This window comes from Gammaproteobacteria bacterium CG11_big_fil_rev_8_21_14_0_20_46_22, assembly GCA_002796245.1.
In the GTDB taxonomy this organism is placed as follows: domain Bacteria; phylum Pseudomonadota; class Gammaproteobacteria; order UBA12402; family UBA12402; genus 1-14-0-20-46-22.
This window is the reverse complement of sequence record PCWT01000024.1, coordinates 1-23,685: the sequence shown is the minus strand read 5'-3', so window position 1 is coordinate 23,685 and position 23,685 is coordinate 1. Positions and strand designations below refer to the sequence as shown.

22 protein-coding genes are annotated in these 23,685 nt (G+C 46.4%); 6 read left to right on the top strand and 16 right to left on the bottom strand.

Translation table 11 applies throughout. The features are described 5' to 3' along the window. Positions 1-75 precede the first annotated feature (75 nt). The gene (locus COV52_03100) at positions 76-939 is read right to left on the bottom strand and encodes a hypothetical protein (GenBank protein ID PIR11619.1); all 864 of its coding nucleotides are present in this window, start codon (positions 937-939) and stop codon (positions 76-78) included. Between the two features lie 143 nt (positions 940-1,082). Here COV52_03100 and COV52_03095 point away from each other — a divergent pair, with 143 nt between their 5' ends. After that, complete coding sequence (locus tag COV52_03095) at positions 1,083-2,528, top strand: hypothetical protein (GenBank protein ID PIR11618.1); 1,446 nt, start codon at positions 1,083-1,085, stop codon at positions 2,526-2,528. Between the two features lie 236 nt (positions 2,529-2,764). Here the strand turns inward: COV52_03095 and COV52_03090 are convergent, their stop codons facing one another. The 4 genes from COV52_03090 to COV52_03075 all read right to left on the bottom strand — a co-directional run bounded on the left by COV52_03090 (position 2,765) and on the right by COV52_03075 (position 7,148). Further along, complete coding sequence (locus tag COV52_03090; GenBank protein PIR11617.1) at positions 2,765-3,034, bottom strand: hypothetical protein; 270 nt, start codon at positions 3,032-3,034, stop codon at positions 2,765-2,767. Positions 3,035-3,153: 119 nt separating this feature from the next. Further along, positions 3,154-4,491, bottom strand: coding sequence for a metalloprotease PmbA (locus COV52_03085; protein ID PIR11616.1), 1,338 nt, complete (start codon positions 4,489-4,491; stop codon positions 3,154-3,156). After that, on the bottom strand, positions 4,481-5,926 hold the full coding sequence (locus tag COV52_03080) for a metalloprotease TldD (protein PIR11615.1): 1,446 nt from the start codon (positions 5,924-5,926) through the stop codon (positions 4,481-4,483). Before COV52_03080 ends, COV52_03085 begins: the two co-directional genes overlap by 11 nt. 10 nt (positions 5,927-5,936) lie before the next feature. Next, positions 5,937-7,148: a tyrosine-specific transport protein gene (locus COV52_03075; protein ID PIR11614.1), complete on the bottom strand. Its 1,212-nt coding sequence runs from the start codon at positions 7,146-7,148 to the stop codon at positions 5,937-5,939. A 193-nt stretch (positions 7,149-7,341) separates the two neighbouring features. Between COV52_03075 and COV52_03070 the strand changes: the two genes are divergently transcribed. Continuing rightward, positions 7,342-8,766: a hypothetical protein gene (locus COV52_03070; protein ID PIR11613.1), complete on the top strand. Its 1,425-nt coding sequence runs from the start codon at positions 7,342-7,344 to the stop codon at positions 8,764-8,766. A gap of 1 nt (position 8,767) precedes the next feature. Here COV52_03070 and COV52_03065 read toward each other — a convergent pair whose 3' ends face one another. Together COV52_03065 and COV52_03060 are read right to left on the bottom strand one after the other, a co-directional pair. Next, positions 8,768-10,696 carry a hypothetical protein gene (locus COV52_03065; GenBank protein PIR11612.1) on the bottom strand — a complete coding sequence of 643 codons (1,929 nt, stop codon included), beginning with the start codon at positions 10,694-10,696 and terminating at the stop codon, positions 8,768-8,770. Positions 10,697-10,753: 57 nt separating this feature from the next. After that, positions 10,754-12,028: a hypothetical protein gene (locus tag COV52_03060; protein PIR11611.1), complete on the bottom strand. Its 1,275-nt coding sequence runs from the start codon at positions 12,026-12,028 to the stop codon at positions 10,754-10,756. A 162-nt stretch (positions 12,029-12,190) separates the two neighbouring features. On the opposite strand from COV52_03060, the gene trpS reads away from it, so the two are divergent. Continuing rightward, a complete protein-coding gene (trpS, locus tag COV52_03055) occupies positions 12,191-13,255 on the top strand; it encodes a tryptophan--tRNA ligase (protein ID PIR11610.1) in 1,065 nt (354 codons plus the stop codon). Here trpS and COV52_03050 read toward each other — a convergent pair. Genes COV52_03050 through COV52_03035 form a run of 4 tightly spaced genes read right to left on the bottom strand, consistent with a single transcriptional unit; the run spans position 13,252 to position 18,007 of the window. Then, positions 13,252-13,974: a glycerophosphoryl diester phosphodiesterase gene (locus COV52_03050; GenBank protein PIR11609.1), complete on the bottom strand. Its 723-nt coding sequence runs from the start codon at positions 13,972-13,974 to the stop codon at positions 13,252-13,254. The genes trpS and COV52_03050 overlap by 4 nt on opposite strands. Positions 13,975-13,978: 4 nt before the next feature. Further along, positions 13,979-14,854 carry a hypothetical protein gene (locus tag COV52_03045; protein ID PIR11608.1) on the bottom strand — a complete coding sequence of 292 codons (876 nt, stop codon included), beginning with the start codon at positions 14,852-14,854 and terminating at the stop codon, positions 13,979-13,981. Positions 14,855-14,910: 56 nt separating this feature from the next. Then, positions 14,911-16,905, bottom strand: a complete 1,995-nt coding sequence (locus tag COV52_03040; protein ID PIR11607.1) for a hypothetical protein — start codon at positions 16,903-16,905, stop codon at positions 14,911-14,913. Next, complete coding sequence (locus COV52_03035; GenBank protein ID PIR11606.1) at positions 16,868-18,007, bottom strand: hypothetical protein; 1,140 nt, start codon at positions 18,005-18,007, stop codon at positions 16,868-16,870. The genes COV52_03040 and COV52_03035 overlap by 38 nt, the downstream gene beginning before the upstream one ends. Positions 18,008-18,198: 191 nt before the next feature. Between COV52_03035 and xseA the strand changes: the two genes are divergently transcribed. Next, the gene (gene xseA, locus COV52_03030; GenBank protein PIR11605.1) at positions 18,199-19,401 is read left to right on the top strand and encodes an exodeoxyribonuclease VII large subunit; all 1,203 of its coding nucleotides are present in this window, start codon (positions 18,199-18,201) and stop codon (positions 19,399-19,401) included. Positions 19,402-19,414: 13 nt separating this feature from the next. On the opposite strand, the gene COV52_03025 is transcribed toward xseA, so the two are convergent. The 5 genes from COV52_03025 to COV52_03005 form a co-directional block, all read right to left on the bottom strand. Beyond that, positions 19,415-19,795 (bottom strand): hypothetical protein, encoded by a 381-nt coding sequence (locus COV52_03025; GenBank protein ID PIR11604.1) that lies wholly within the window; start codon positions 19,793-19,795, stop codon positions 19,415-19,417. A gap of 85 nt (positions 19,796-19,880) precedes the next feature. Further along, the gene (gene obgE / locus COV52_03020) at positions 19,881-20,894 is read right to left on the bottom strand and encodes a GTPase ObgE (protein PIR11603.1); all 1,014 of its coding nucleotides are present in this window, start codon (positions 20,892-20,894) and stop codon (positions 19,881-19,883) included. A 62-nt stretch (positions 20,895-20,956) separates the two neighbouring features. After that, entirely contained in the window at positions 20,957-21,223 is a 267-nt protein-coding gene (locus COV52_03015; protein ID PIR11602.1) for a 50S ribosomal protein L27, read from the bottom strand. 12 nt (positions 21,224-21,235) lie between these two features. After that, the gene (rplU, locus tag COV52_03010) at positions 21,236-21,547 is read right to left on the bottom strand and encodes a 50S ribosomal protein L21 (protein ID PIR11601.1); all 312 of its coding nucleotides are present in this window, start codon (positions 21,545-21,547) and stop codon (positions 21,236-21,238) included. A 359-nt stretch (positions 21,548-21,906) separates the two neighbouring features. Next, on the bottom strand, positions 21,907-23,016 hold the full coding sequence (locus tag COV52_03005) for a hypothetical protein (GenBank protein PIR11600.1): 1,110 nt from the start codon (positions 23,014-23,016) through the stop codon (positions 21,907-21,909). 155 nt (positions 23,017-23,171) lie between these two features. Here COV52_03005 and COV52_03000 point away from each other — a divergent pair, with 155 nt between their 5' ends. Further along, positions 23,172-23,381, top strand: coding sequence for a hypothetical protein (locus tag COV52_03000; protein ID PIR11599.1), 210 nt, complete (start codon positions 23,172-23,174; stop codon positions 23,379-23,381). 57 nt (positions 23,382-23,438) lie between these two features. Then, positions 23,439-23,660, top strand: a complete 222-nt coding sequence (locus COV52_02995) for a hypothetical protein (protein PIR11598.1) — start codon at positions 23,439-23,441, stop codon at positions 23,658-23,660. The last annotated feature ends 25 nt before the right edge of the window (positions 23,661-23,685 follow it).

The following is a 23,685-nucleotide window of genomic DNA, read 5'->3' as shown; positions in this document are numbered from 1 at the left end:
CAAACAAAAATGATTTACGCGATGCTGAGGCCATTGCCGAAGCGGCCAGTCGTCCGAACATGCGCTTTGTTTCCCCTAAAAGCCTTGAGCCTCCAAGCCATTCGCCCTAAGCCTTGAGGCGAGCTTCTCGCAAAGATGGCGAAGATACGTTTGAATGTCTTGCACACTGCGTGTATTCGGCGGGAGAACCTTACCATGCCCCAAACTTTTTGCGGCCTGTGTCGATGTGCTCACTTTACTCGGGTCAGCGGCCTGGCACATCAGCCAAATACGCCGCCCAAGATTTCCAAAACGTTTGGCCATCACACCAATGGGCAACTTTTCCATATCACCGCAATACACCACCCCGCGCGCAGCTAAAAATTCAGCAATACCCTTGCCGATGCCACAAAGCTCAGAAACGCGGGCAGTCGATAAACGCGCTTTCGCTTCACTGGGGTGAATCACCGTTAAGCCATTCGGTTTTTGCTGCTTAGCCGCAAACTTGGCCGTCGTTTTATCGCCACTAAGCCCCACCGAACAGGTCACACCCGACACTGATTGAACCAAGGCTTTCACCTTGCTAGCCATAAGCTCGGGCGAGCCCCACAGCCTTTGGCAATGAGTGACATCCAAAAACGCCTCGTCCACCGAAAACACTTCGATATCGGGCGTGATAGATTCCAGAGAGCTCATAATCGCAGAGGAAATCTCAACATATCGCCTAGGCCTTGAAGGGCAGACAATCAGCGAAGGGCAGCGCTTTTTCGCCTCGGGCAAGCGTACTCCGGTTTTGATACCGTAACGCCTAGCCTCATACGACGCCGTGATGATGCACGTGCCCGCCTCACCGTTGGTGATCGCCACCGGCTTGCCTCGAAGCTCAGGAAAATCAAGCTGCTCGATGGACGCAAAGAAAGCGTCCATATCAATCAGTATGATCGCACGCTGCCAAACCATAAGACCCCCGCTTATTCTCTTTTTGTTCTCATCGTATAGGAAACAGGAGAAAAAGCAACAGGCAAAAACACCCATGCCGGATAGCAAGCAACAGTGGACACCCGCCAGAAAAAACGTTCAATGGTGAGACGAGGCACACGAGCATGGCGAAGAGGATCTGCGCCAAAGACCGGCCAACAGTGGACGTTTTCACCATTAAAGCTTATTGTATGCCCATGAAAAAACACGGCCTCTACATGCTCACCTTTGGCGAAATGTGCGATCGTTTCAGCTATTACGGTCTGCAGGCGATCTTAGTGTTATACCTCACCCAGGTGTTTCACTTTAGCGCTGACCAGAGCTATGGCATGTACGGCGTGTATGCAGCCCTTGGCTTTAGCTCGCCGATCTTAGGTGGCTTTATCGCGGATCATTACCTCGGCGAAAAACTCACCGTCAGCGTAGGTGCCCTATTGATTTGCCTAGGCAATCTGTTCATGACACAAGCGGGGTTGGCACTCAACGAAGTGGGCATTGCCGTGTTAATTTTAGGTACCGGTTTATTCAAACCCAGCGTGACCAGCCTTCTGGGTAAGCTCTACAGCAATCAAGCGGGCGAAAAAACCAAAGCCTACACGATTTTCTATATGGGGATGAACGCCGGCGCCATTTTAGGGCCTGTGTGTTTTGCGCTTTTAATAAAGTACTTAAGCTGGCATGCAGGCTTTATTGTTTCAGCCGCAGGCTTTCTAGCCAGCCTCGTTTGGTTTTTGTCGCTTGCCAAACGCTGGCCTGTGACGCGCTCGACACTGCGCCTGCCATTGCTCGCCTTTATCATCATCGCCCTTGGCATCCTTTTTGTGTTTTTTCTGCTTTTACACCCCAATGCACTCGGCTTCACTCTGGCGGTAATTGCGCTCATTGTCGCACTCTACCTCGCAAACTTACTCAAAGGGCAAGCCAAGCCCACGCGCCATCAAACCCAGGGCGTGTTAACACGAATGATCTGGGGAATTTTTTTCTTCAGCGCGTCACTGCAAGTGGGCAGCTCGCTCACACTGTTCACACAGACCTACGTTAACCGCACCGTATTGGGCTGGACCATCCCTACCGCTCTCATTTCATCACTAGAGCCTTTATGGATTATTTTAAGCGCGCCGTTTGTCACAGTGTTGTGGTCTTATCTGCAAAAGCGAAACAAAATGCCCAGCGCAGATGCAAAAATCGTACTCGGCCTCTTGTTTGCAGCGATAAGCTTTGTGATCTTTTACGGCGCTTGCGGCCTGAGTGAAACACCACAACACACAGCCCTACTGGCTTTATTGCTTGGCAATCTCACGCTAGGCCTGGGTGAGTTATTTATCATGCCAACCGTGATGACCAGTGTCAGCGAAAACATTCCTGATCATTTGCAAAGCACGATGATGGGATTATGGTTTTTAACCTCGGGCTTTGCCGGTTATTTTGCAAGCCTGCTTTCAAAGCTAAGCGGCTCGCCAAGTTCATCAGCACACGGCCCTGAGAACTTTGCGTATTCGTTTATGATCACAGCGATTATCATGGCAGCAGCCACGCTGTTTAAGCTGCTTTTACTGATTAGACACAAGTAACGCAAACTTGCGTAGCAACCGTCTTTGCGAGGAGCGAAGCGACGAAGCAATCTCCAGGTTAATGCGCTAGATTGCCGCGCTCACTGACGTTCGCTCGCAATGACGTTAGCGATAAAATATAGCCGGGGTTGAACCTCGTCGCAGCGCAAGCGAAGACGGGTGAAAACCCAGGTTTCATTCTTCCCGGATTATCACGCCTTCGGCGTTCAATCCAGGCTGCACGCTCAAGCAAACGCTCAATGATTCCGACAAAAAAATCGTGAAAAGAAAGCCAGCAAGGCTAAAAAGCTACGCTGATCTAACATGGGTTGGCGGCCAAACAAACACTCGCGCACCGTTTCAATCGACACCCCCGAACCAAACGCAATATCGACCTCAGAAAAACCATCGATGCGCATAAGATCTTGCATCATCGCTTTGAAAAGCCCAGGGCATTCGTGTCGGGCGACATAATACGTTTTACTATTTCTTGCGCGAGCAAGTGTTCGCTGTGATTGTTGTTTCATAAAACCTCCAACTCCGTGTCGTGAAACCACATCATCAAAGGTTTTAAAAAACAATGCTATAAGAATATTTTTAAGAAAAATATTGCGCGCAAAAACAAAAAACGTTTAGTGCGCGCGATTTATTCCCCGGCCACCATCATCGATCCAAATAGCACAGAACCGGTGCGCACAATGCCGCGATGATCCACATCATTACCAATGCCAACTATGTTTTTAAACATGTCGTTTAAATTCGCCGCGATCGTTAACTCATTCACGGGGTACTGAATTTCACCCTGCTCTACCCAGAAACCCGACGCACCCACAGAATAATCGCCGGTCACCAAATTCGCGCCATGGCCTAAAATATCCGTGACATACAATCCACGATCCATTTTTTTAAGCAGGCTTGAAAACGTATCATGGGTGCTTTCCACGATTAAATTTGTCACACCGCCGGCATTACCGGTTGACTCCAGACCCAAGCGCCTACCTGCGTAAGCGCTTAAACTGTAAGACGACAAAACACCGCCCTGCACAAAACCTTTTTCACGACAGGCCACACCTTCGGCATCAAACCAAGCGCTGCCCATCGCTTTAGGCAAAAAAGGTTTTTCATGAATATGCACAAACTCAGGAAACAAGGACTCGCCTAAACGATCACACAAAAATGAAGTGCCGCGATACAAACTCGGCCCAGAAATAGCCGATATAAACTGACGAAAAAAGCCACGCGCAAGCTCAGCTGGAAATAGCACAGGCACCTGGCAGGTTTTCACGCGACGTGGGTTTAATCTTGCTACCGTGCGCTCAGCCGCACGCTCAGCAATGCACTCAACTGACAGCATGTCACCCGCATCACGCGCGTGATCATAGTAATAATCGCGCTCCATCTTACCCTTCTCTTCGGCGATCAGAACGCAGGTCACGTCGTGACGGGTGCTTTGTGTCTCGCCCATAAATCCATAGCTATTCGCATACAAAGATCGCGTTGTATGCGTGCTCACCGTCACACCATCAGACTGCGTGACTTTTGAAGAAAGCGATAAACCATGTTGCTCGCAGCGTACAGCCAAATCCAAGGCCTCTTTCGCAGAAATATCCCAGGGATAATAATCATCTAAAGACACTGGTTTTTGAGCCATCAATTCTTTAGGTGCAAGCCCTGAAAATTCATCCGGTGCGGTGAGTTGTGCAATGTCATTAGCATGCTGAATCACTTTACTGATCGTTGCTCGATCCAGCCGTGTGGTTGAAGCGCTACCTTTTTGTTGCCCGCGATACACCGTGATTTCAAAACCATGATCATTGTGGTGCTCTAGTTTTTCAGGCGCGCCGCCGTGCGCACTCGCCTCCAAACCTTGACCATGCGTAACATTCAGCTCAACCGCCGTACTGCCGCATCTTTTCGCCTCTGCCAAGGCAAACTCCGCCAAGGCATCCAATGGGATTTTTTTATCCAATATTTTATCCTGCATCGGTACCACCCACCGTGAGTTCGTCAATTTTTAAGGTTGGCTGCCCAACACCCACTGGCACGCTTTGACCGTCTTTACCGCAGATGCCAACACCACTGTCGAGTGCCAGGTCATTCCCCACCATCGACACTTTAGTCAAAATATCCAAACCCTGGCCTATCAATGTCGCGCCCTTAATCGGCGCTGTGATTTTGCCTTTTTCAATCAAATAGGCCTCACTGATTGAAAACACAAATTGGCCCGATGTGGTATCGACTTGGCCACCACCAAAATTGGCCGCATAGATACCTTTATCGATTGACGCAATAATCTCCTCCGGCGTAGACTTACCGGGTAACATATACGTGTTTGTCATACGTGGAATCGGCTGGTGCGCATACGATTCACGCCGGCCGTTACCGGTGGGCGCCATACCCATCAAGTGTGCATTCAATTTATCCTGCATATAATTTTTTAAGACGCCATTCTCAATGAGCGTGGTGCACTGCGTGCCCGTCCCCTCATCATCCATTTGCAAGGAACCGCGTCGACCCGGCATCGCGCCGTTATCCACGACGGTGCATAAACTCGAGGCCACACGCTCACCCAAACGCCCGGCAAACACCGACGATTTTTTACGGTTCGCATCGCCCTCCAAACCGTGCCCCACCGCCTCATGCAATAACACGCCAGCCCAGCCATTGCCAAGCACAACAGGCATAGCGCCTGCCGGTGCATCGATGGCTTGCAAATTGACTTGGGCTTGGCGCAATGCTTCTCTAGCAAACTGCATGGGCAAATCATCATCCATCAAAGTTTGATAGGTATAGCGTCCACCACCACCAGCGAAGCCTTGCTCACGACGACCGTTTTTCTCCAAGATCACCGTGACATTACAGCGCACAAGTGGGCGAATATCCGCGACCAAGGTATTATCGGTGGCCATGACCAAAATTTCTTCGTGCACACCGCTCAAGCTCACCATCACTTCTTTCACAGCAGGGTCTTGCGCACGAATGTACGCATCCACTTCTTGCAAGACACGAATTTTCTCTTGCGGCGTGAGCGCATTAATCGGATTATCGACAACATAAAGGTTTGAGGCTTGCTTAACTTTCGTGACAGCATGTTGCTGCCCATGACCCGATCGGACAATAGCCGCAGCAGCATTCGAGGCTTGTTGGATCGCTTTTAACTCAAGATCATCGGCATAGGCTAAGCCTGTTTTCTCGCCTTGTATCGCGCGCACACCCGCACCTTGTTGCACATCGAAATGCCCTTCTTTAACTTGGCTATTTTCTAAAAGCCAAGATTCTTGATAACACGATTGCACATAAATATCGGCAAAATCCACGCGCTTTCGCATCAAATCATGCAAAGTTTGCTCGAGCTTGCCTGCCGAGAGATTAGCGGCTTGCAATAAATCATGCTCCACTTGCGAGACTAAGGATGACATACTGACTCCATCACATAAAAACAAATAAAACGCCCATCAGAAAAATCAGCGCCAAGACTAGATTACCACCCGGAAAGCGAAACATCGATGTGCGAAGCCTAGAGCGACGCAATTGATACGCCATTAAAGCCGGTAAAATCACTTCCAGCACCGCCACGCACAAACCCGCATACGCCAAAGCTTTTACAAAACCCTCAGGATAAAAAATCGCAAACAACAAAGGCGGCACAAACGTTAAAAGACCGATTTGCACGCGACCGCGACGGTGATTTTCTCGTTTCGTAGCATCGAGTAAAAAATCAAACAAGCCCAGGGTTACACCTAAAAACGAAGTAGTCATTGCTACATTCGAGAAAATATTCACGCTGACTTTAGCCGCGTGAGAATGGGCTACAGTGATGAGCGTAGCAATCATCATGCCAGCTGAACCATGATTAGCCCTGATAGCACTTAAACTGTGCTCACCCACGTAAGGGATAATGCCAAACACCACCATCAACCAGAAAATATAAATAATGAGCGGGATAGTCGCGCCCCAAAATACTACGCGCTTTAACTCCACCACGTCTTTTTTCAAATAGTTCGCCAAGCTTGGAATGACTGTATGAAAACCAAACGACGTTAAAAACACAGGCGCCATCGCCCACAAAGCCGTAAGACTGCCCTGGTGTCGCTCAAGCTGAGCCACATCAATGTGCGGCATCAACAGTATCAAGGTGAACACCAAGGCGAGACCTTTAACAGACATCAAACCACGATTAAGAATATCCACCGCTCGCGTGCTCCAAAACACGGCACCGCCAAAAACAGCTGTAAAGGCCACCGCATCCACCCATTGCGGAATCTGCAAAGACCAGGTTTTTGTAAAAAGCTCAAACAGTAAAGACGAATCGCCGGCGATATAAGCCGAGGTCAAGGCATACAATAAAACCAAGGTCGTGATCCAAGCGACCACCCGACCGATCGGCCCAAGCGTGTGATAGGCCATGGAATCAAAGTTATTCTTATACTCCGGAAACGCCAAACAGACTTCGAGCACCAAAAAACCAGTGATCAACATCACCGCCCACACAAAGACCATTAAGCCCACAGCTGGCCAAAATCCAACTTGACTGCTGACCAACGGTAGTGCGAGCATGCCCGCGCCGATGGCCGTGCCCATCAAGATAAACATGGCGCCAAAACGTTGAAGATTCATAGCCTTCTCACAATAAAAAGGCATTTTGGCAGGTTTTAGCCTAGATGGAAAGCGAAAGACGGTTAGCTTCTTGCGTATTGAAATGTTTGCAGTTTTTGGCCGATTGCGCTTGATTTGCAGTCAGAAACACCCATTGTTAACATGCCTTAACTTTTGATCACTTACCCAGAGCTGCCTAATACGTCATAATGCCAAAAACAACACAGAAGACTTGATCATGCAAAAACCTATATCAGATCACCTATTACCCTTATCAATCATTCTAGGCTTAGCAAGCCAACAATCGAGCTATTGCGCTCTTCTTGGCGACTTATTTCCTCATATCAAAAAGCTGGAAAAAGACGCTGGTGTATTCCTATTAAAGAAAGCAAACTTCCACACTACAAAAAAACCAGCGTTCTATACAAGCCTAAGAGCGGCGCTTTTGAGTTTACTTGAAAACCAAGCATTCAAACAACTTCCGCCGATAGATATGCACGATGACCGCCCTATAAAAGCCAAAACCCTCATAAAAACAGTGCTGAACTGGCTGGCACTCATCGCCCCAAGAAATACCGATGACATTGTGACACAAGAGCCCATCAACGGCTCAATGATGGGCGTGCTACCGTTAGGCAGTGGTCATTTAATCGCTATTGAAAGCTTATTGGGCTACCACGTCAGACGAAACCTCAGAGCAGACTTGGATAATACAAACAGGCAGAGCCCCCTTTTCGGTTTCATATTTCGATTTCTCTGTCCCTACACAAACAAACCCATAAAAACACACGATCAAGAGCTGATGGAGAGAGCGCTCGCCTCTGAAGATGAAAAATCTCCACTCAAAGAAAAATATCGTTTCGGCAATGAACGCCTCTTTATCCTTTTTATCTGGCAATACGCCACCGACCATCCCAATGAGCTATCTAGACTTTCAAGCGATATCCTCGACGTATTAGACAAACAAATTAGACCTAGCACACTGAGAATACTTTGCGAAAATGGCGATATTGCTATCGAAAATGATTCATTTGAAATAGACCTAGACCCCAAAGCATTGACCGTCTTTGATAATTTGCCAAACTTTAAAGCTAGCATACTGACACTTGATACCAACACACCCGAAAAAAATGATGCGCTTTTTAAGCATGCGCTAACCTTGCTTATAAAAACCAAGAAAAAAGTAGAACAAGATCACACGCTATCGCAAGGACTGAAGCGGGTTTTAAATGCTTTAGTGAGAAAATATCAACCTGAAAAAGCTCGCGATATGGCAGGTGTTCTCGCATTGGATGATGCAGCAGGACCCCCGCCACCTGCGCGAATACCGCCGCCCTCTCGACGACGCACTTGCCTGAAACACAGCCTACAGCTACTCATCATTTTAATGGTTAGCTTGTTCATCGTATTACTTGAGCCCGTAGCCCAACGCTTTGCCGGCAGCGGCTATAATGCTTATTTTCTTGGCACGCAACAACATCAATCTGGCGCCAACGGGTTTTACATGCTCGATGAAGGCTTTTCAAGCTGGCGACACCGCTGTATTGAACTCGCTTCATTTTCCTGCTTTGCGCTGCTGGCTTGGCTAGGCAACACACTCAATGCCGTCGTTGGGCGCGGGCTTGATGAAAATCAAGCGCCCCAGCTACCACGCCAGCCTTAAACTAAACCGCGAGCCTAGCAGCAGCCGGCGGCCTAGCCGGCGGCCTAGCCGGCGGCGCATCAGAAGCTGCCTCAAGCACTGTTGCATGCTTATTCGCATGATGTGAACGCAACTCCACATAAGCAGGGATGTAATAGAGCACACCACCGTGCTGTTCCTGACGTAAATAAACCCGGGTATCAGAGTCGGGCGCCCTTAATTTATAGAGCAGCGGCACCGAACGTTGTGTGTTTGGCAAGTATCTGTTTTGCACGTGCGCAATGCCATGACACCCTTTACTGCGAAAATTGCCGTTTCTAGCAATCCCTTCAAATTTTTTGTACTGCCCACCCAGCTCTCTTTCCATTGTAGACGCATGCCAAAGAATAAAAGCAGACTTATCAGACGGAAGGCTCGGCGGTCTTACCTCAAAAAGTTTGCAATCACGACGATCCGGCCAGCGCGCTTGCCAAGGTAAGTCAGTAAGGTTAGGCTCATCACGAAATGGCCTAACGATAATCTTCACATCATCCTCCGCTTGTGGAGCCTGTCGCTTTCTACGATGAGCAAGTCTTCCCCGAGCAGCTCGACTTGAGTGAAACGCCTGCACAGAAGAAGTCAGCGGTGAAGGCGAAACCGACCGCTGAGAACTATTGGGCCAGACAAAATTACCATTTACTAACTCCGGCGGTACATGTTGACCAGGGGTTAGTTCACCCAAATCCAAAACGTAACTACCCCCCTCCTCATCAACAAACGATACCCCAGACAGTTGAGCCTTTTTTTTAAAATGAGAAAACAAAACCCTCACTCGTGTTTCAAAAGCTCCTGCATTTTCTATCCCTTTTTTGGGAATGCGGATTTGCGCATGGCGTGTTGGCAAACACTGATCAGGCGAATAATCGCCTAACTTTTCACGAAGCTCAACAAACAACTCATACTCAAGACCAGAAAAGTGTTTTTCCATTAAACCACGAAGACCTGATTCAAACCCAGGCTCACTTTTTCTATAGTCTTCAAACAGCTGGCTTCTCTTTTTGTAAAGCGAGAAAACGCTATCAATTTTTTTTTGATTAAGGTCACCCGCCTGAATCACCAAGCTATGATCATCGTAATAAACCACGTTGATACCATGAATCAAGAAGGCCGCAGACAAACCCTTGATTGTCTGCCTAAGCGATTTAGGGTCCGATGCTTGAGCACCTCCCTGCAAATAGAGAATCGAAGCATGGGTTGTGCGATTAGCCGAACACTGCCAAGACAAAGCCGCATCATTAAAACATTGCCTTTGATCAAGATTAGTCCTAAGTTGGTCAAGTGTTTCTAAACAAACCTGTTTATCTAGATAATTTTTTTGACCATACAAGCGCTGAACGGCTTTAAACTGAAATACATTCGGTGTGCACCGCCCCATCAGCGTGCCTACAATTAACATAACCAAATAATACGCAAACCAATTGCCAAAACGAAGAAATAAAGGCTCAAAAAAAGGAAAGAGGACAGAGAACCAATTAAAAAAGTATTGGCTCCCCATGAAGCAAGCGCTCAACACTAACTGTTTCGCTTGATTGTTTAGCTTGCGCTGAAAATCAAGCTCAAAATCATTAAGATGTGATTGTATATCTGAAGCTTGAATATAATCAGGAAAATTTACGGGCGGGGCTGTGTTCGGTAAAGCCCGAAATTTAGTCAAATCGACTGTCAACACACCCAAAATAACAGGCAACATTACGCTGAAAATAGTTGTCGCCAATAGCCCAGGAATCCCAAACAAAAAAAAGACAAACCTGGAAACCATAAACCAAAGCGTGGATGAAAAATATATCTCGAAAAATGAACGGCGATGCCAATCCAGAAATAAAGCCCTCTCCGAGCAAGACAAAACCTCTCGAATCATTGCGGGTGGGTCGGCCAATACACACTGCTGCGGCAATGGATTTTCTTCAGACATAAGCATCCAATAACTAAAGATAGTGGCAAAGTTTACACCTGAAACATTAACAAAAAATTACGAGCAGCTTGGGGAGCTCGGATTTGCTGACGCAGGCTCTTTTGCCAAACGGGTTTGAATACGCTTGAGCAAGCGGGTCGTTCTTGACTCGCCCGGCAGATATCGCTTATTGAGGGTTGTATCTTGCAAAGCTGAAAGCACGAGCGCGCTCTTGCTTTCAGCACTCTGCGTTGGCCCTGTTAACTGATTTTTCAAGCCCTCAAGCCTCTCGCGCTTAACTAATCGTAAAGATGATCGCTTTCCTTTTTGCATTTCATCACCTAAGGTCTGAATATGCTGAGCGATTAACAGCAAAGCCAGAGCTTTGGCATCAAGCAAAGCATCCATACTACACAAAACCTCTAAGCGCACGCGGTGTAGAATTTTCTTTGACGCTTCATACGTTTGACTAATAGTAGCTTTAAGCTCGTCCTTAGTTTTGCTAGAAGCGCATTGCTGCTTAAATTGATCAATCAACGCTTGAGTGCTTTTATTAAATCGATGAGCCTGCTCATCGAGGTAATACTGCTCTGATTCAAGCGCTTGCTCCCAAGGGCTTTTTTTAGACCGAAGATCGTTCGGATGAATGACATTATAAGGTCTACTCAGTGCGGATTCTAAGTCAGAGTATTGCGCAAGCGTTCTAAAAGGAAAACGTGCACCTAACTTTTTATCAATATCATAAACAGAAGGCCTATCACCATTGGCGATCGCCAAATTCCTCTGCCTAAAGCTTTCCTGCATAACAGCGTATTCATCACTCTTATCCACACGCCTTGCAATAATTTTTAGCCCACACCCTATCCTGGCGCGCTCAATCCTCATTTGGTAAGCTTCTACGCCCCCAAAACTTAAGTAAGTCGCACGCGTTGTCAAACCTCGCACAGAAACCTTAGAATAACCTTTAGCCAATAAGGCTTGGGAAAACCGAGTCAAATAACTTTCGCCCGAGCGAGTCATCCCCACGCCACAAGCCACCAGATCCACGGTCAACTGTTTGTCCTTTTTCTCCACCCTTAGGAAACCTATAGCTTCAAGGTATTTCACCAAGTCTTCAGGTGAATACCTCTCTTCGCCAAACTGTTCTTCCGAACCATGTGAAAATAAGGTCAAATGCGAAAAACTTTTATTGCAAAAATAGTTAGGATTTTTAGCTAAAAAACCCTGACTGCAACCGCCAATATTTTGAGACTCACAAAAATCTCTAGCAAACCTTAAAACCGCCGGATCAGAATGCAAGGCCACCACATGACGATGAGATTGCGACTGTTGTTTTCGAGCATGAGCGTGCACGACAGAATCTTATTATTGTTATTTTTATTGCCCGCATTGTATCAAAAATTGAGCAGTTTTTAAACAAAAATTTAAGCAGAAACCCACATTTAGCCATCGGCAGACCGCTTTGCAGCCAAAGTCAAAACACGCTAAAATCCGGCAACTTAGAAGGATACTCGCATGTCAGATAAAAAACGCATCCTCACAGGCGACACCCCCACCGGCCGGCTTCATTTAGGCCACTGGGTGGGCTCGATTGAAAACCGAGTGAAGCTTCAGCACGACTATGAATGCTTTTTTATCATTGCCAATTTGCATGCCTTTACCACACGCGCCGACCAACCTGAAGCCATTCGCCAAAGCACGCTGGATATCTTCTTGGATTATTTGGGCGCGGGGATAGACCCTACTGTCAGCACCATTTTCATTCAATCCGAAATCCCGGCGATCAGCGAGCTCACCTTTTACTTTAGCATGCTCACGCCTTACAGCCGCTTGATGCGAAACCCGACGATTAAAGACGAAATCCGCGACAAGGGTCTCGGCGACAATTACTCCTTTGGCTTTTTGCTCTACCCTATTGGCCAAGTGGCGGATATTTTGGCCTTTAGGCCTGAGCTTGTACCGGTCGGCGAAGATCAGATCCCTCACTTGGAAATGACACGTGAAGTGGCACGACGATTTAATCAGCTGTATTGCGGTGTGGATTCACACACCGACGATGACAATTACCTTAAAGCCGGTGGCTTATTTCCCATCATCAAACCTTTGGTGGGCAAAACCGGACGCCTGGTAGGCCTAAACGGACCCGACAAAGAAGGCCGTTTGTTAAAAATGAGCAAGTCCTTGAACAACGCCATTTACTTGCACGACGATCCGGACACGATTAAGAAAAAAGTGATGAGTATGTACACTGACCCTAATCGCTTGCGCCCCACGGACAAAGGCACGATTGAAAATAACCCGCTATGGATTTTTCACGACACCTTCAACACCGATACCGCTTGGATTGAAGATGCGAAAGACCGCTACCGCAACGGTCAAATTGGTGATGTCGAGTGCAAGCGCAAATTGATTGATGTCTTGGTTGAACTCGTTGAACCCATGCAACTTCGACGTGAAGACTACGCGAAAGACATGGGCGAAGTGATGCGTATTTTAAAAGCACATAATGCACGTGCTAATGATGTCGCAAACGAAACGCTCGCTTTGGCTAAAAAAGCAATGAAACAAGATTATACCTAAAAAAACAATGCAGGATCATCGGAAAACACGCCGGTGACACCCGCCTCGATTAAAGCATTCGCTTTTTTAGCGTCGTTCACTGTGTAACTCAACAAAGAATAGCCGGCTTCCGTGACTTCTTGAATACGCGCATCTGTTAAAATAGCCACATTCATATTGACACTAGCTGCCGATAAATCGTCTGCCACCGTTTTCCAATCGTCTTGCCATTCATGAAACAAACAACCTATCGGCACTTCTGGCATCGCCGCATGAAACTTGGCCAAGCAATCATGATCAAACGATGAAACTAATAATTCATCGAGACTTCGCGGCCAGAATAATTCCAAACATAAAATCACTTGCTCGATTAAAGCCTCATGATGCGCAATTTTTGCAGGCTTTAATTCAATATTGAGCGACAAGCCCAAGCCACAGGCGACCTGCAACCACTGCTCCAGGGAAGGCACCCCCTCACCGCGAAATTGCTGAGAAAAATGCGAACCCACATCCATGGCTTGCAAGGCTTTGAATGTGTGCTGATAAACATAACCTGGCTTACCGGTTAACCGTGTAAGCTCATCATCGTGAATCACTACAGCGTGCTTATCTTTTGACAACTGCACGTCAAACTCGACCCAGCGCGCACCCATCTCAGCGGCTTTTCGAAGCGCGACGAGCGTGTTTTCGGGCGCGTATTGAGAAGCGCCTCGGTGAGCTATCAACTTAGGCAAATGCATACGCTTACTTCCCTGCTGCGTGCGCAGGCATTAGCTGCACCCTATCAGCGGCTTTTCTCTGGCACATACAAGCCGAAGATTTAGCTGGCGACAGCGCAAACGTTGCCGTAGCGCTACCCGTCATCAACTGGGCCACTGGCATAGAAGACGGCGCGCTATTCATCGCCGTTAACATCAAGGCGCGATTAGCCAGTGGTGACGGCGATTGTTTTTCGCCAAAACTTAAACGTTTCAATTGAACCGGCTCGTTAAACGTTTGACTCAAGGTTTTGATTTCAGCTTGCGCTTGTTGGTAAATACTCATGCGTAATTGTGATTGCGCTGTTTGTAATTCAGCAAAACTTGGCTTGAAATCCACACCATCAATTTGATAACTCACACCAGGTTTCGAAAACGCTTTCGCCTTGCTATTCAAATCATTCAAAGCATCACCTTTAAGGCGCGCTTGTGCTTTCACCTCCACAGTCAACAACCCTGAATCTGACAGTGATTGCGCCATCGACATCACATGCCAATCCGCTTGAGCATCAAAACGTTTCAACGCTGCCATCATCTGTTTTTGCACATCAGACACATCACTTTCTTGCACACTAGCGGTCATGTGCACCGTGACATTCGCTGAATCGGTCTGCACCCAGGTTCTCGCCACCAAGGGAAAACTGATTAAACCTTTTGGCGATGACGCACAAGGACAGGCTGCGAAACCTAAACCTGAGATCAGTAATAAAGCAATAGGGAATAATTGGCGCACCATGTGTTTTCCTCCATGAATGATTAAGCCGCGTTTTTGCATGTGTTGAACATAGACCATAAACCGCATAAATAACAACTCCAAGGCATCATTAAATTCAAAGCTCGCCAGCGCATGCGCGGCAAGCAAAACATCTTACCATTAATAAACAAGCGCTTAATAGCATTTTTTGCGCGATGGGGTTTTTAAGAAAACCGGGGGCTTGCATTTGAATTTGCGTTGGCGACTTGCTCTGGCAGACCTTCCAATCGCCTTATAGTGCTCACTAAATCATTGGCGTTGTTCAAAGCATATTGTCCCAACTCTATCGCGCTAGTAGATTGATTTTCTTGATCGTCCATATGCGCGAAAGCATTTCTCCTGTTCCTTAACTCATCTAATGTTGGCTCGCTTCTAAAATCAAAAGAAGCCCCACTGAGTATTTCTAGATAATCGATAAGTGCGAAAACTAATGTCGCCTGCAACCCAGGAAGAATGTCCAAGTGCTCTTGAACTTGTGCGATATTTTCTTGACTCAATAAATCTATTAATACCTGAGCCACTTCTGATCTAGATCTGGCATCACTGTGAATTTTATTTTGAGGAACCCGTTGCGCCATGTTTAATAAGCCAGTCAGAAATCCACCAGAGTTTTCCCGATTATTTTGGACAAGCTTTGCAATAACATTTAGCATCTCAGCTTTCTGCACGCTGCTCGCATGCAAGAAAGCATTCCGGATATACAACAGTAACGTTCGAGTTTCCCGGGAAGCAGTTTTCCTATCATTCTCTCTTAAGCGAATTAAAAACTTTACGGTCAGCAAGGCAAATTGCGCGGCACGATAGTCGTCTTTTAGGCTTTCGTAGAAGCTATCTTGATCAAAGCTCACCGCGGGTAGCGGGCTAACCTCTCTTAGATAAGACCCCACTGAAAGCAAGATCAATGGAACAAGCTCGATCGACCCAGCCGTGGCAGCAGGGGGTACGCTGCCCAATGCTTGCAAGACCCCAGCTGTTGAGCCTGCTGCAGGGGGTGGTGGTGCATCTACCTCCTGACCTGCGTTTACATCCTGACCTGCGTTTACATTCTGATCTGCGCTTACATTCTGATCTGCGCTTACATTCTGATCTGCGCTTACATTCTGACTATCAGCAAAACACCACCTAAAACGCTCTTGGAACTTTTGAACATCAAAGAGAGTGTGTATAGCGTTAAACTTGGCTATTTGCCGGATTGCAAACTCGACTACCCTGTCTTTATAGCGCGTGCGTAGCTTTTCATTGCCTTCAAGTATAGTTAAAATGCCTACAAGCTTTCGTCTAAAACTATCAACCTCATTTTTATTAATATCTGAGGGAGAAAAACGCCCTAAATCGTCGATCGCTGCCATCAGCTTGTATTCATCTTGAATCTGATCATAGTAACTTTTCTTGTGAGCTATAGCTTTTTCATCGAGGTACGAAGAAATGAAGTCATTAAACCATTCAGGGTACTCTGGCATCTCAAAAAAAAGTTTGAAAGCATAATCGAGCGCTTGACGATAATCTATAAGCTCAGTCTTCATGGCGCTTTGACGGGCGCGAAACTCATTTGGCCATTCGCGCTCGCCTAGTCTCTCATCAAGAAGCGATAAAGCAGCCTTTCCTTGCTTAAGATAATGGGCGATAAATCGCTTCGTATACTCAGCTTTCAACTCTAAAATCCGCTGGACTATTTCCATCTGGACTATGTTCATGTTCATGTTGAGGTTCAAGGAACGAAGAATTTTTTTAAGGCTCTGCACTGTGACTTCTTGTAACGTTTCGTAGTTAGCTCGTGCTTGACTAGGAAGAGTCCACTGCCCAATTTCAAGCGCAGAAAGAGTGTGCAAGCGCCCTATTACCTCAGCAGGCAACTTCTCCTCTGCTGCTGGCGGCGGGGTTGCTATCGCTGCGCTTGTCCCCAGCGCGCCTTTTGCCGCAGGCTTTTTTCTACGATACCCCAGATAGACACAATAAGCCATAAGGATGAGCAGTATTGCTGCCAGTGGAAGAAGCTTTGCGTAGATATCATTAACTTTGGGTTGATTTGGCATCCAATCATCATCGTACAAGTGATCTTCCATTTCTTTGACAGCGGCGCTGACGAACTCTTCGGGTATCCTTCCTATGCTGTCAAAAAGCTCACGTTTTCCATCGACAAAATAGCCAAACCGCACCATTAATTAGCAAGCTCATACGCTCAATAATTTCCTTGGCTTCACTAGAAGGAAGCCCTAATAACTGGCTAAATACTATGAGGTGCTCGGTATACCACTCTGCTGCATTTATATGAGGCACACATGACGAACCCTCGACGGCGCATCTGGCCATTGTCGACCCAGTTTTTCTAAATTCCTCTTCAGAAAGCAAGAAACTGCTTTCGATATGTGCACGAAATTGATTAAATGCAGAGACGATCATTCTGTCGAGTATTTCTTGCTTTTTGAGCTGTGGCGTGCCAGGTGAGTAGTCTGTTGGCGGGCTTTGAAAAGGCTCTTGGCGTACTATATCACACAGCATTTCGAGCATTCTATCAGCCACAGCCGCGCCTTCAGGGGTCCGTAATCGTAAACCCAGGGTATTAAAAATATTCTGTGCGCAAGGGTTTTGTCCATCATGGTACCACTCGTATATATCAGATAGCCATCTTGCAACCAACTCGTCTTTTAGATTCCTAGCGCTGAGACGGCGAATATAAACAGGGTGTGCGATATTTTGCTCTGCGGACCTTCCATCGAAAAACTGAGCAAAGAGCGCATCCCATGCGAGCCTCCCGCCAGGCATTGATACGAGAGCAGCCACAAGCCAAGGTGTGGCATTTAGTGCATAGATTGCTTCCATATCGACTTTATTTTGATCGAGTATTTTAAGCTGCTCCGCTAATTCATTCCCCTTTTTTTGTGTCGCATATTCAGGCGTGGGTGTTGCTCGTGCGGGTGGTGGGGATGCCGATATCGGAAGCATTGGCGTTGTTATATGTGGCGTCGTCGCCATATTCTGTACACTATGAGCGTCGCTCCCCGTAAGCGGCATGACAGCCTTTGTTGAATTGCCAGTTTCGTTGACGATCTTCCCTTGGCTTGCAGCGCCTTGTTGAGCTACAAGATAAAATAGTCCTACGCCCATAAAAAGACAATAAGTTAGCCCACCACCATCAGGGATAAAAATAAACGGCGAACAATCCCTTTCGCGCCTTTGTACTTTGGCCAAATATTGGCCGTTCTTTTTTCTTCCTGCAGCAACGGAGGTAGCATTATCAGGGTAATGCCCGCGCCTAGTCATCATTATTTTCCTTTGTTATTTTCTTCAATCGTATCATTGAAGTTTTAACAAAATCTTAACAAGGGCGGACACCTCAATGCTGTATCGTTGCACACGACAATTTTTCACTAGGGCATATTGAGCGAAGCGATAACACGGGGAAAAATGTATCCCGATTGAGCCAGACTCTGTTTACTGATAACCTAAGCCCAATGAACACAGATCAACCTCCTATCCTCAGCGTTACGCAACTTAACCAACAAATCAAATATTTGCTGGAGCAAAGTTTTCCACTGCTATATATCGAAGGGGAAATCTCAAATTTATCCACGCCCGCCTCCGGGCATTGGTACTTCACGTTAAAAGACGAGACTGCTCAAGTGCGCTGCGCCATGTTTCGCGGCCAAAACAGCCGCGTAAGCTTTGCCGTTGAACACGGTGCGCAAGTGTTGCTTAAAGCCCGCGTGAGCCTCTATTTTGCACGCGGCGATTACCAACTCCTTGTTGAAGCCATGGAGCCTGCCGGTATTGGTAAACTGCAGCGCCAGTTTGAAGCCTTGAAAAATACTCTGCAAGCACGCGGCTGGTTTGACGAAGACCACAAAAAATCGCTGCCCAGCATGCCGCAAGCGATTGGGATTATCACCTCAAGCTCAGGCGCGGCCTTGCACGATATGTTACGCACATTACACCGACGTGGCTCACAAGCCAGCGTCGTCATCTACCCCACTTTGGTTCAAGGCGAAACAGCGGCCTCGCAAATCGCTGCGATGATTCGTACCGCCAACGAACGCAAAGAAGTTGATGTGTTATTGCTCGCACGCGGTGGCGGCTCGCTTGAAGATCTTTGGGCGTTTAACGAAGAAGTGGTCGCGAAAGCCATCTATGATAGTGCTTTGCCGATCGTCACCGGCATTGGCCATCAGGTGGATTTTACTATCGCCGATTTTGTCGCCGATCTTCGCGCTGCTACGCCCTCGACAGCGGCGGAACTCTTAAGCCCCGATCAATCGCATCTAAATTTACATATTAAAACGCTCAAACAACATCTAGATAGCGCGATGTGGCGCAAACTTGAGGACCTTACACAACATGTCGACTGGCTTGCGCAGCGCTTGAAATACACTCACCCTAAAGTTCAATTACAACACACGCAAGACCAGCTAAGACGCTGCCAGCTAAACTTACAAGCTTCAATCGACAATCTTTATACACAGCGTCAACAAAAGCTCGCGCTGCTTGCCCGCACCTTACAAGCCATGAGCCCACTCAACACACTGGCGCGCGGTTACAGCATTGCAAAAAATGCAAAAGGCCAAGTAATTACAGACAGTAAACAGCTTAAGCCCGATGAAATCATCCGGCTTAAGCTATTAAAAGGGGAAGTCATCTGCGAAGTAAAATCGACTGTTTGAATAACAATGAGTTTTACTGATAATGATAGACGATCTGGCAGGCCACTTGATCTGTGCCGCTATTGCTGACAACAAGATCAATGCTTTTTGGTAAAGCCGTCATATCAAGCATGCCTTGCTGCGTACAAGTAACATCTGGCTTAATAGGCATTGGGCCCTTCATTTTGTTAACTTCAGCTGAGGTATGCAAACCATTGATATATCCAACAGGAAAAACCATGGGTGTCGTTGAGCAAGCTGTTGCACCAGAATCCGTAATCCTTCCCAAACCAATGCCGGTATGGCCATGGTTATCCCAGTAGCTAAACGTACCAAGAACCTGGTAATCACTGTTGTTTTTTACGCAGATAGAAATCTTGCTAGCGAAAGAAAACGCGCTCAAGAGCATCAACATGAGTGCACATACTGTTTTTTTCATAAAACACCTCTGGTTATTTTTTGCGCATTCTATAGCTTTATTGATCAAAAATCAAGCGATTTTATGACTCTAGCGCCATCTCAACTTGCCCCATCACCGCGTAACACAAGGCCTCCAAACCTTCACGATTGACCGCAGAAATCGCAAAATAATGCTCTGCGCCCAAACGCTTGGCTAAATCATCGCAAAAGGCTTGCCGCTCAGTTTTTAGAATAAGGTCCATTTTATTAAAGACCCACCAGCGCGGTTTTTTAGCCAAATCCTCACTGTATTGAGCCAGTTCTTGAATAATGGTTTGCGCATTTTCCACCGGATCGCTGCCGTCAACTGGCATGACATCGATAATATGCAACAATAAACGTGTTCGCTCCAAATGCTTTAAAAAGCGAATCCCTAAGCCTGCGCCTTCGGATGCGCCCTCGATAAGGCCTGGAATATCAGCCACAACAAAACTTCTAAAGCCATCGACACGCACCACACCGAGACTCGGGTGCAACGTGGTAAACGGATAATCTGCAATTTTCGGTCTGGCATTAGAAATCGCGTTGATTAAGGTCGACTTCCCTGCATTCGGCAAACCCAATAAACCCACATCCGCCAAGACTTTAAGCTGGAGTTTTAAACGGCGCACTTCACCGGGTGTACCTTTACTGGTTTGGCGTGGCGCCCGATTCACACTGGATTTAAAGCGTGCGTTACCCAAGCCATGAAAACCGCCCTGCGCAACTTTGATACGATGACCATGCTCAGTGATATCACCCAAACACTCTTCGGTTTCCTCATCAAAGATTAAGGTACCTAAAGGCACTTTAATGATGCAATCATCCCCGCTGACACCACGACGGTCTTTACCTTGTCCTGGCTGGCCATTTTTGGCCTGAAACTTACGTTGATAGCGAAAATCGATTAAGGTGTTTACCCCTTCATCACCTTCAAAATAGACGCAACCACCATCACCACCATCACCACCATTGGGGCCACCAAAGGGAATGTATTTTTCACGACGAAAACTCAGGCAACCATCGCCGCCCTTACCTGCATGCACCGTGATTCTTGCTTCATCAATAAACTTCATTATCGTTTTCCAAAAGAAAACCCCGCCAAGCGGGGTTTTTCAAAAGACATTAAGTCGTTGAGTTACTCGGCATCAACCGCGTCAACAAACACGTGTTGACGTTGTTCTTTACCTTTACGAGCAAAGCGAACCACACCCGCTACCAAAGCGAACAATGTGTGATCTTTACCCAAGCCAACACCCGCACCCGCATGATAGGCCGTGCCGCGTTGACGCACTAAAATTTCACCTGCTTGCACTAATTGGCCACCGAAACGTTTCACACCAAGACGCTTGGCTATCGAGTCGCGACCGTTACGAGTACTACCACCTGCTTTTTTGTGAGCCATCTTACAATCCTCTTACGCTTTAATCGCTTTAATTTCAATTTCAGTGTAACCCTGACGGTGACCCTGGCGCTTCATGTGATGCTTACGACGCTTGAATTTCAAGATTTTAATCTTACGATGACGCCCGTGAGAGACCACATCAGCTTCGACCATCGCGCCTTCCACAAAAGGCTGGCCTAAGGTGATGTTTACGCCATCAGCCAGCAACATCACCTTATTAAATTCCACTGTATTACCTGCTTCAAGGTCTAATTTTTCCACTTTCAAGCGCTGACCTTGCGCCACTTTGTACTGTTTTCCGCCCGTCTCAATCACCGCGTACATGATTATTCTCCAAAATCGTTATAGGCCTTACCCATAAAGGAGGCAGATTGTAGGGGAATTTTGAGCATTAGGCAAGCGCCAATTTTCCCCAATTGTCCCCAATGTGGCGTGCCCAGGCCTTATCATTAAATTCTTTAGTCCCACATCGAGCGAGCGCCCTACTCTGCCTCTTGGCAGACCAGTGTCGCTTTGTTTTGAGCAAGAACACATACGCCTGCTCTACTGGCTATTTTTGTTGAAAACGAAAAATTTACCCACATTTAAATCAATATAATTTGTAACTATTCACCAAAATTTAATGCATCGACGCATCTCTTTGAGAAATAGTATTTTTCTTTGCGCGATGGGGATTCTTTCTCTTACTGCTTGCTTTTAAACTCAATTAAATATCGCTTTAGGCCAGGTTTTTCGATTTTGTATTCCCCTTTTTCGAGCTGTGTCACTAGGTTTAACTCAATCAATCGCTTTAATGACCTTTGCACATTAGAAGGAATACCTCTTACCAAGGTTTCTTTATCAACCTTTGAAAGCGCCTCTTTTGAAAAAGGGCTATCACCACCGGCTAACACGAGGAAAACAAGCTTATCAATCGGTTTAAGCTTTTTGACAACTAAATCTAAGCCCTCTGCGGCCTCTATTAATTGCGACACATAGTTCAATGAATCGCTAATAGACCTCTCAAAAGTAATCATATGGGCAATAATTTTCATCATCCAGTAGGGTGATTGATCTATCGCATTAAAGGCACTCATCAGCGATTTTTCCGTGACTTTTAAGCCATGTCGCTTCATTAAGTTTTCCGAAAGAAATCGAATAAAATCTTCGCCCAAGTCTGAGAAAGGCGCTATTTCAACAAAGTCATAGAATGGTGACTGAGACTCATTGAACAACAGATTCATATAATGACGAGATGAGCCTGTAAATATCGCTTTCACTTTACCCAGCCTTTTGTCCAACATTGTCCTTAACGCATGGATTAACCCAGAAAATTCATCCGATGTTGCGAGGTGTTGAACTTCATCAATTAGCAGTAAAATGGTCTTATTCTTAGCTTTTTTCTCCAAAATCGACAGTAACTCATCAAGGAGGACTAACTCTTTGCCTACCGCTCTTTGCGGATTGTCCGCAAACTCTAGCTCTACCTTGCCAATCAAGTCGTTGCTCAATGATGCCTTCTTGATTTTAGCGTTAATCAATCGCGAGAATGGCGTCTTTTTGTCCACCGCCTCTATGGTTTCTTTAAGGGCAGAAATTAAAGCGTCTTGAGGTGAATTAATATTTTGCCATAGGCTTGCATACACCGGGATGTACCCTTTTTTCTTGGCCAGAACCGCAATATCATTTAATACAAAAACTGTCTTACCTTTTCGTCTCGGCGCAATGATAGCTAGGTTTGAAGTAATCCCCGCATCAAAAACCTTAAGGTATCTGCCGGCTAGCTCTAATCTTGAAAAATACCAAACATCCATTTTACACACCTTTACACATCTTTACACATAAATTAGATAATTACACATTATATAGATAAACATGTGTAAAACAATCGACTTGACAAAACCCTGTGCGCAGCACAGGCTCAGCAAACTGAACATGCAGGTTAAAAACACAATGTCTTCCCTGTCTAATTTTGTTTGATTGTTATGATAATGCTGCTATAGAAAGCTGGAATCACAGCTTTAAAGTGGAATCCATTCATGGCGAACAATTTAAAACACGCGAAGAAGCGAAAAAACAGATTTTCGATTATATTGAAGTGTACTATAATCGACAGCGCTTTCACTCAACACTTGGGTATTTATCACCCGAGGCGTTTGAGATGAAAAAAGTCGCTTAACAGGGCGTCCACTTTTTCGGGGTCAGATCATGCCTTATATCACCGACATGAATATCGATGTCTTATGGCACAGAAGATAAAACTAAAATTAAAAAACCAAGCCTTGAGGCACATTGTATGCCAAACAATGAGATAGACGGTTCATTGTTTACTGAGAGAGTAACAAAGTATCAATTGATTGATCTTCTTACAGGAAACCCTCCTCGTAAAGTGATTCAGGCTCTTGTGGGTGCGATTAAAAGTGTAGGTTTTCATGCCGCTTTTCTTTCTTCCCAATAATCATTCCACTGTCCATTGGCGCGAT

Excerpts from the sequence above, each read along its gene's own strand:
- COV52_03100 (PIR11619.1), bottom strand. The coding sequence starts at position 939 with ATGGTTTGGCAGCGTGCGATCATACTGATTGATATGGACGCTTTCTTT.
- COV52_03095 (PIR11618.1), top strand. The coding sequence starts at position 1,083 with ATGGCGAAGAGGATCTGCGCCAAAGACCGGCCAACAGTGGACGTTTTC.
- COV52_03090 (PIR11617.1), bottom strand. The coding sequence starts at position 3,034 with ATGAAACAACAATCACAGCGAACACTTGCTCGCGCAAGAAATAGTAAA.
- COV52_03085 (PIR11616.1), bottom strand. The coding sequence starts at position 4,491 with ATGCAGGATAAAATATTGGATAAAAAAATCCCATTGGATGCCTTGGCG.
- COV52_03080 (PIR11615.1), bottom strand. The coding sequence starts at position 5,926 with ATGTCATCCTTAGTCTCGCAAGTGGAGCATGATTTATTGCAAGCCGCT.
- COV52_03075 (PIR11614.1), bottom strand. The coding sequence starts at position 7,148 with ATGCCTTTTTATTGTGAGAAGGCTATGAATCTTCAACGTTTTGGCGCC.
- COV52_03070 (PIR11613.1), top strand. The coding sequence starts at position 7,342 with ATGCAAAAACCTATATCAGATCACCTATTACCCTTATCAATCATTCTA.
- COV52_03065 (PIR11612.1), bottom strand. The coding sequence starts at position 10,696 with ATGTCTGAAGAAAATCCATTGCCGCAGCAGTGTGTATTGGCCGACCCA.
- trpS (PIR11610.1), top strand. The coding sequence starts at position 12,191 with ATGTCAGATAAAAAACGCATCCTCACAGGCGACACCCCCACCGGCCGG.
- COV52_03050 (PIR11609.1), bottom strand. The coding sequence starts at position 13,974 with ATGCATTTGCCTAAGTTGATAGCTCACCGAGGCGCTTCTCAATACGCG.
- COV52_03040 (PIR11607.1), bottom strand. The coding sequence starts at position 16,905 with ATGGTGCGGTTTGGCTATTTTGTCGATGGAAAACGTGAGCTTTTTGAC.
- COV52_03035 (PIR11606.1), bottom strand. The coding sequence starts at position 18,007 with ATGACTAGGCGCGGGCATTACCCTGATAATGCTACCTCCGTTGCTGCA.
- xseA (PIR11605.1), top strand. The coding sequence starts at position 18,199 with ATGAACACAGATCAACCTCCTATCCTCAGCGTTACGCAACTTAACCAA.
- COV52_03025 (PIR11604.1), bottom strand. The coding sequence starts at position 19,795 with ATGTTGATGCTCTTGAGCGCGTTTTCTTTCGCTAGCAAGATTTCTATC.
- obgE (PIR11603.1), bottom strand. The coding sequence starts at position 20,894 with ATGAAGTTTATTGATGAAGCAAGAATCACGGTGCATGCAGGTAAGGGC.
- COV52_03015 (PIR11602.1), bottom strand. The coding sequence starts at position 21,223 with ATGGCTCACAAAAAAGCAGGTGGTAGTACTCGTAACGGTCGCGACTCG.
- rplU (PIR11601.1), bottom strand. The coding sequence starts at position 21,547 with ATGTACGCGGTGATTGAGACGGGCGGAAAACAGTACAAAGTGGCGCAA.
- COV52_03005 (PIR11600.1), bottom strand. The coding sequence starts at position 23,016 with ATGGATGTTTGGTATTTTTCAAGATTAGAGCTAGCCGGCAGATACCTT.
- COV52_02995 (PIR11598.1), top strand. The coding sequence starts at position 23,439 with ATGTCTTATGGCACAGAAGATAAAACTAAAATTAAAAAACCAAGCCTT.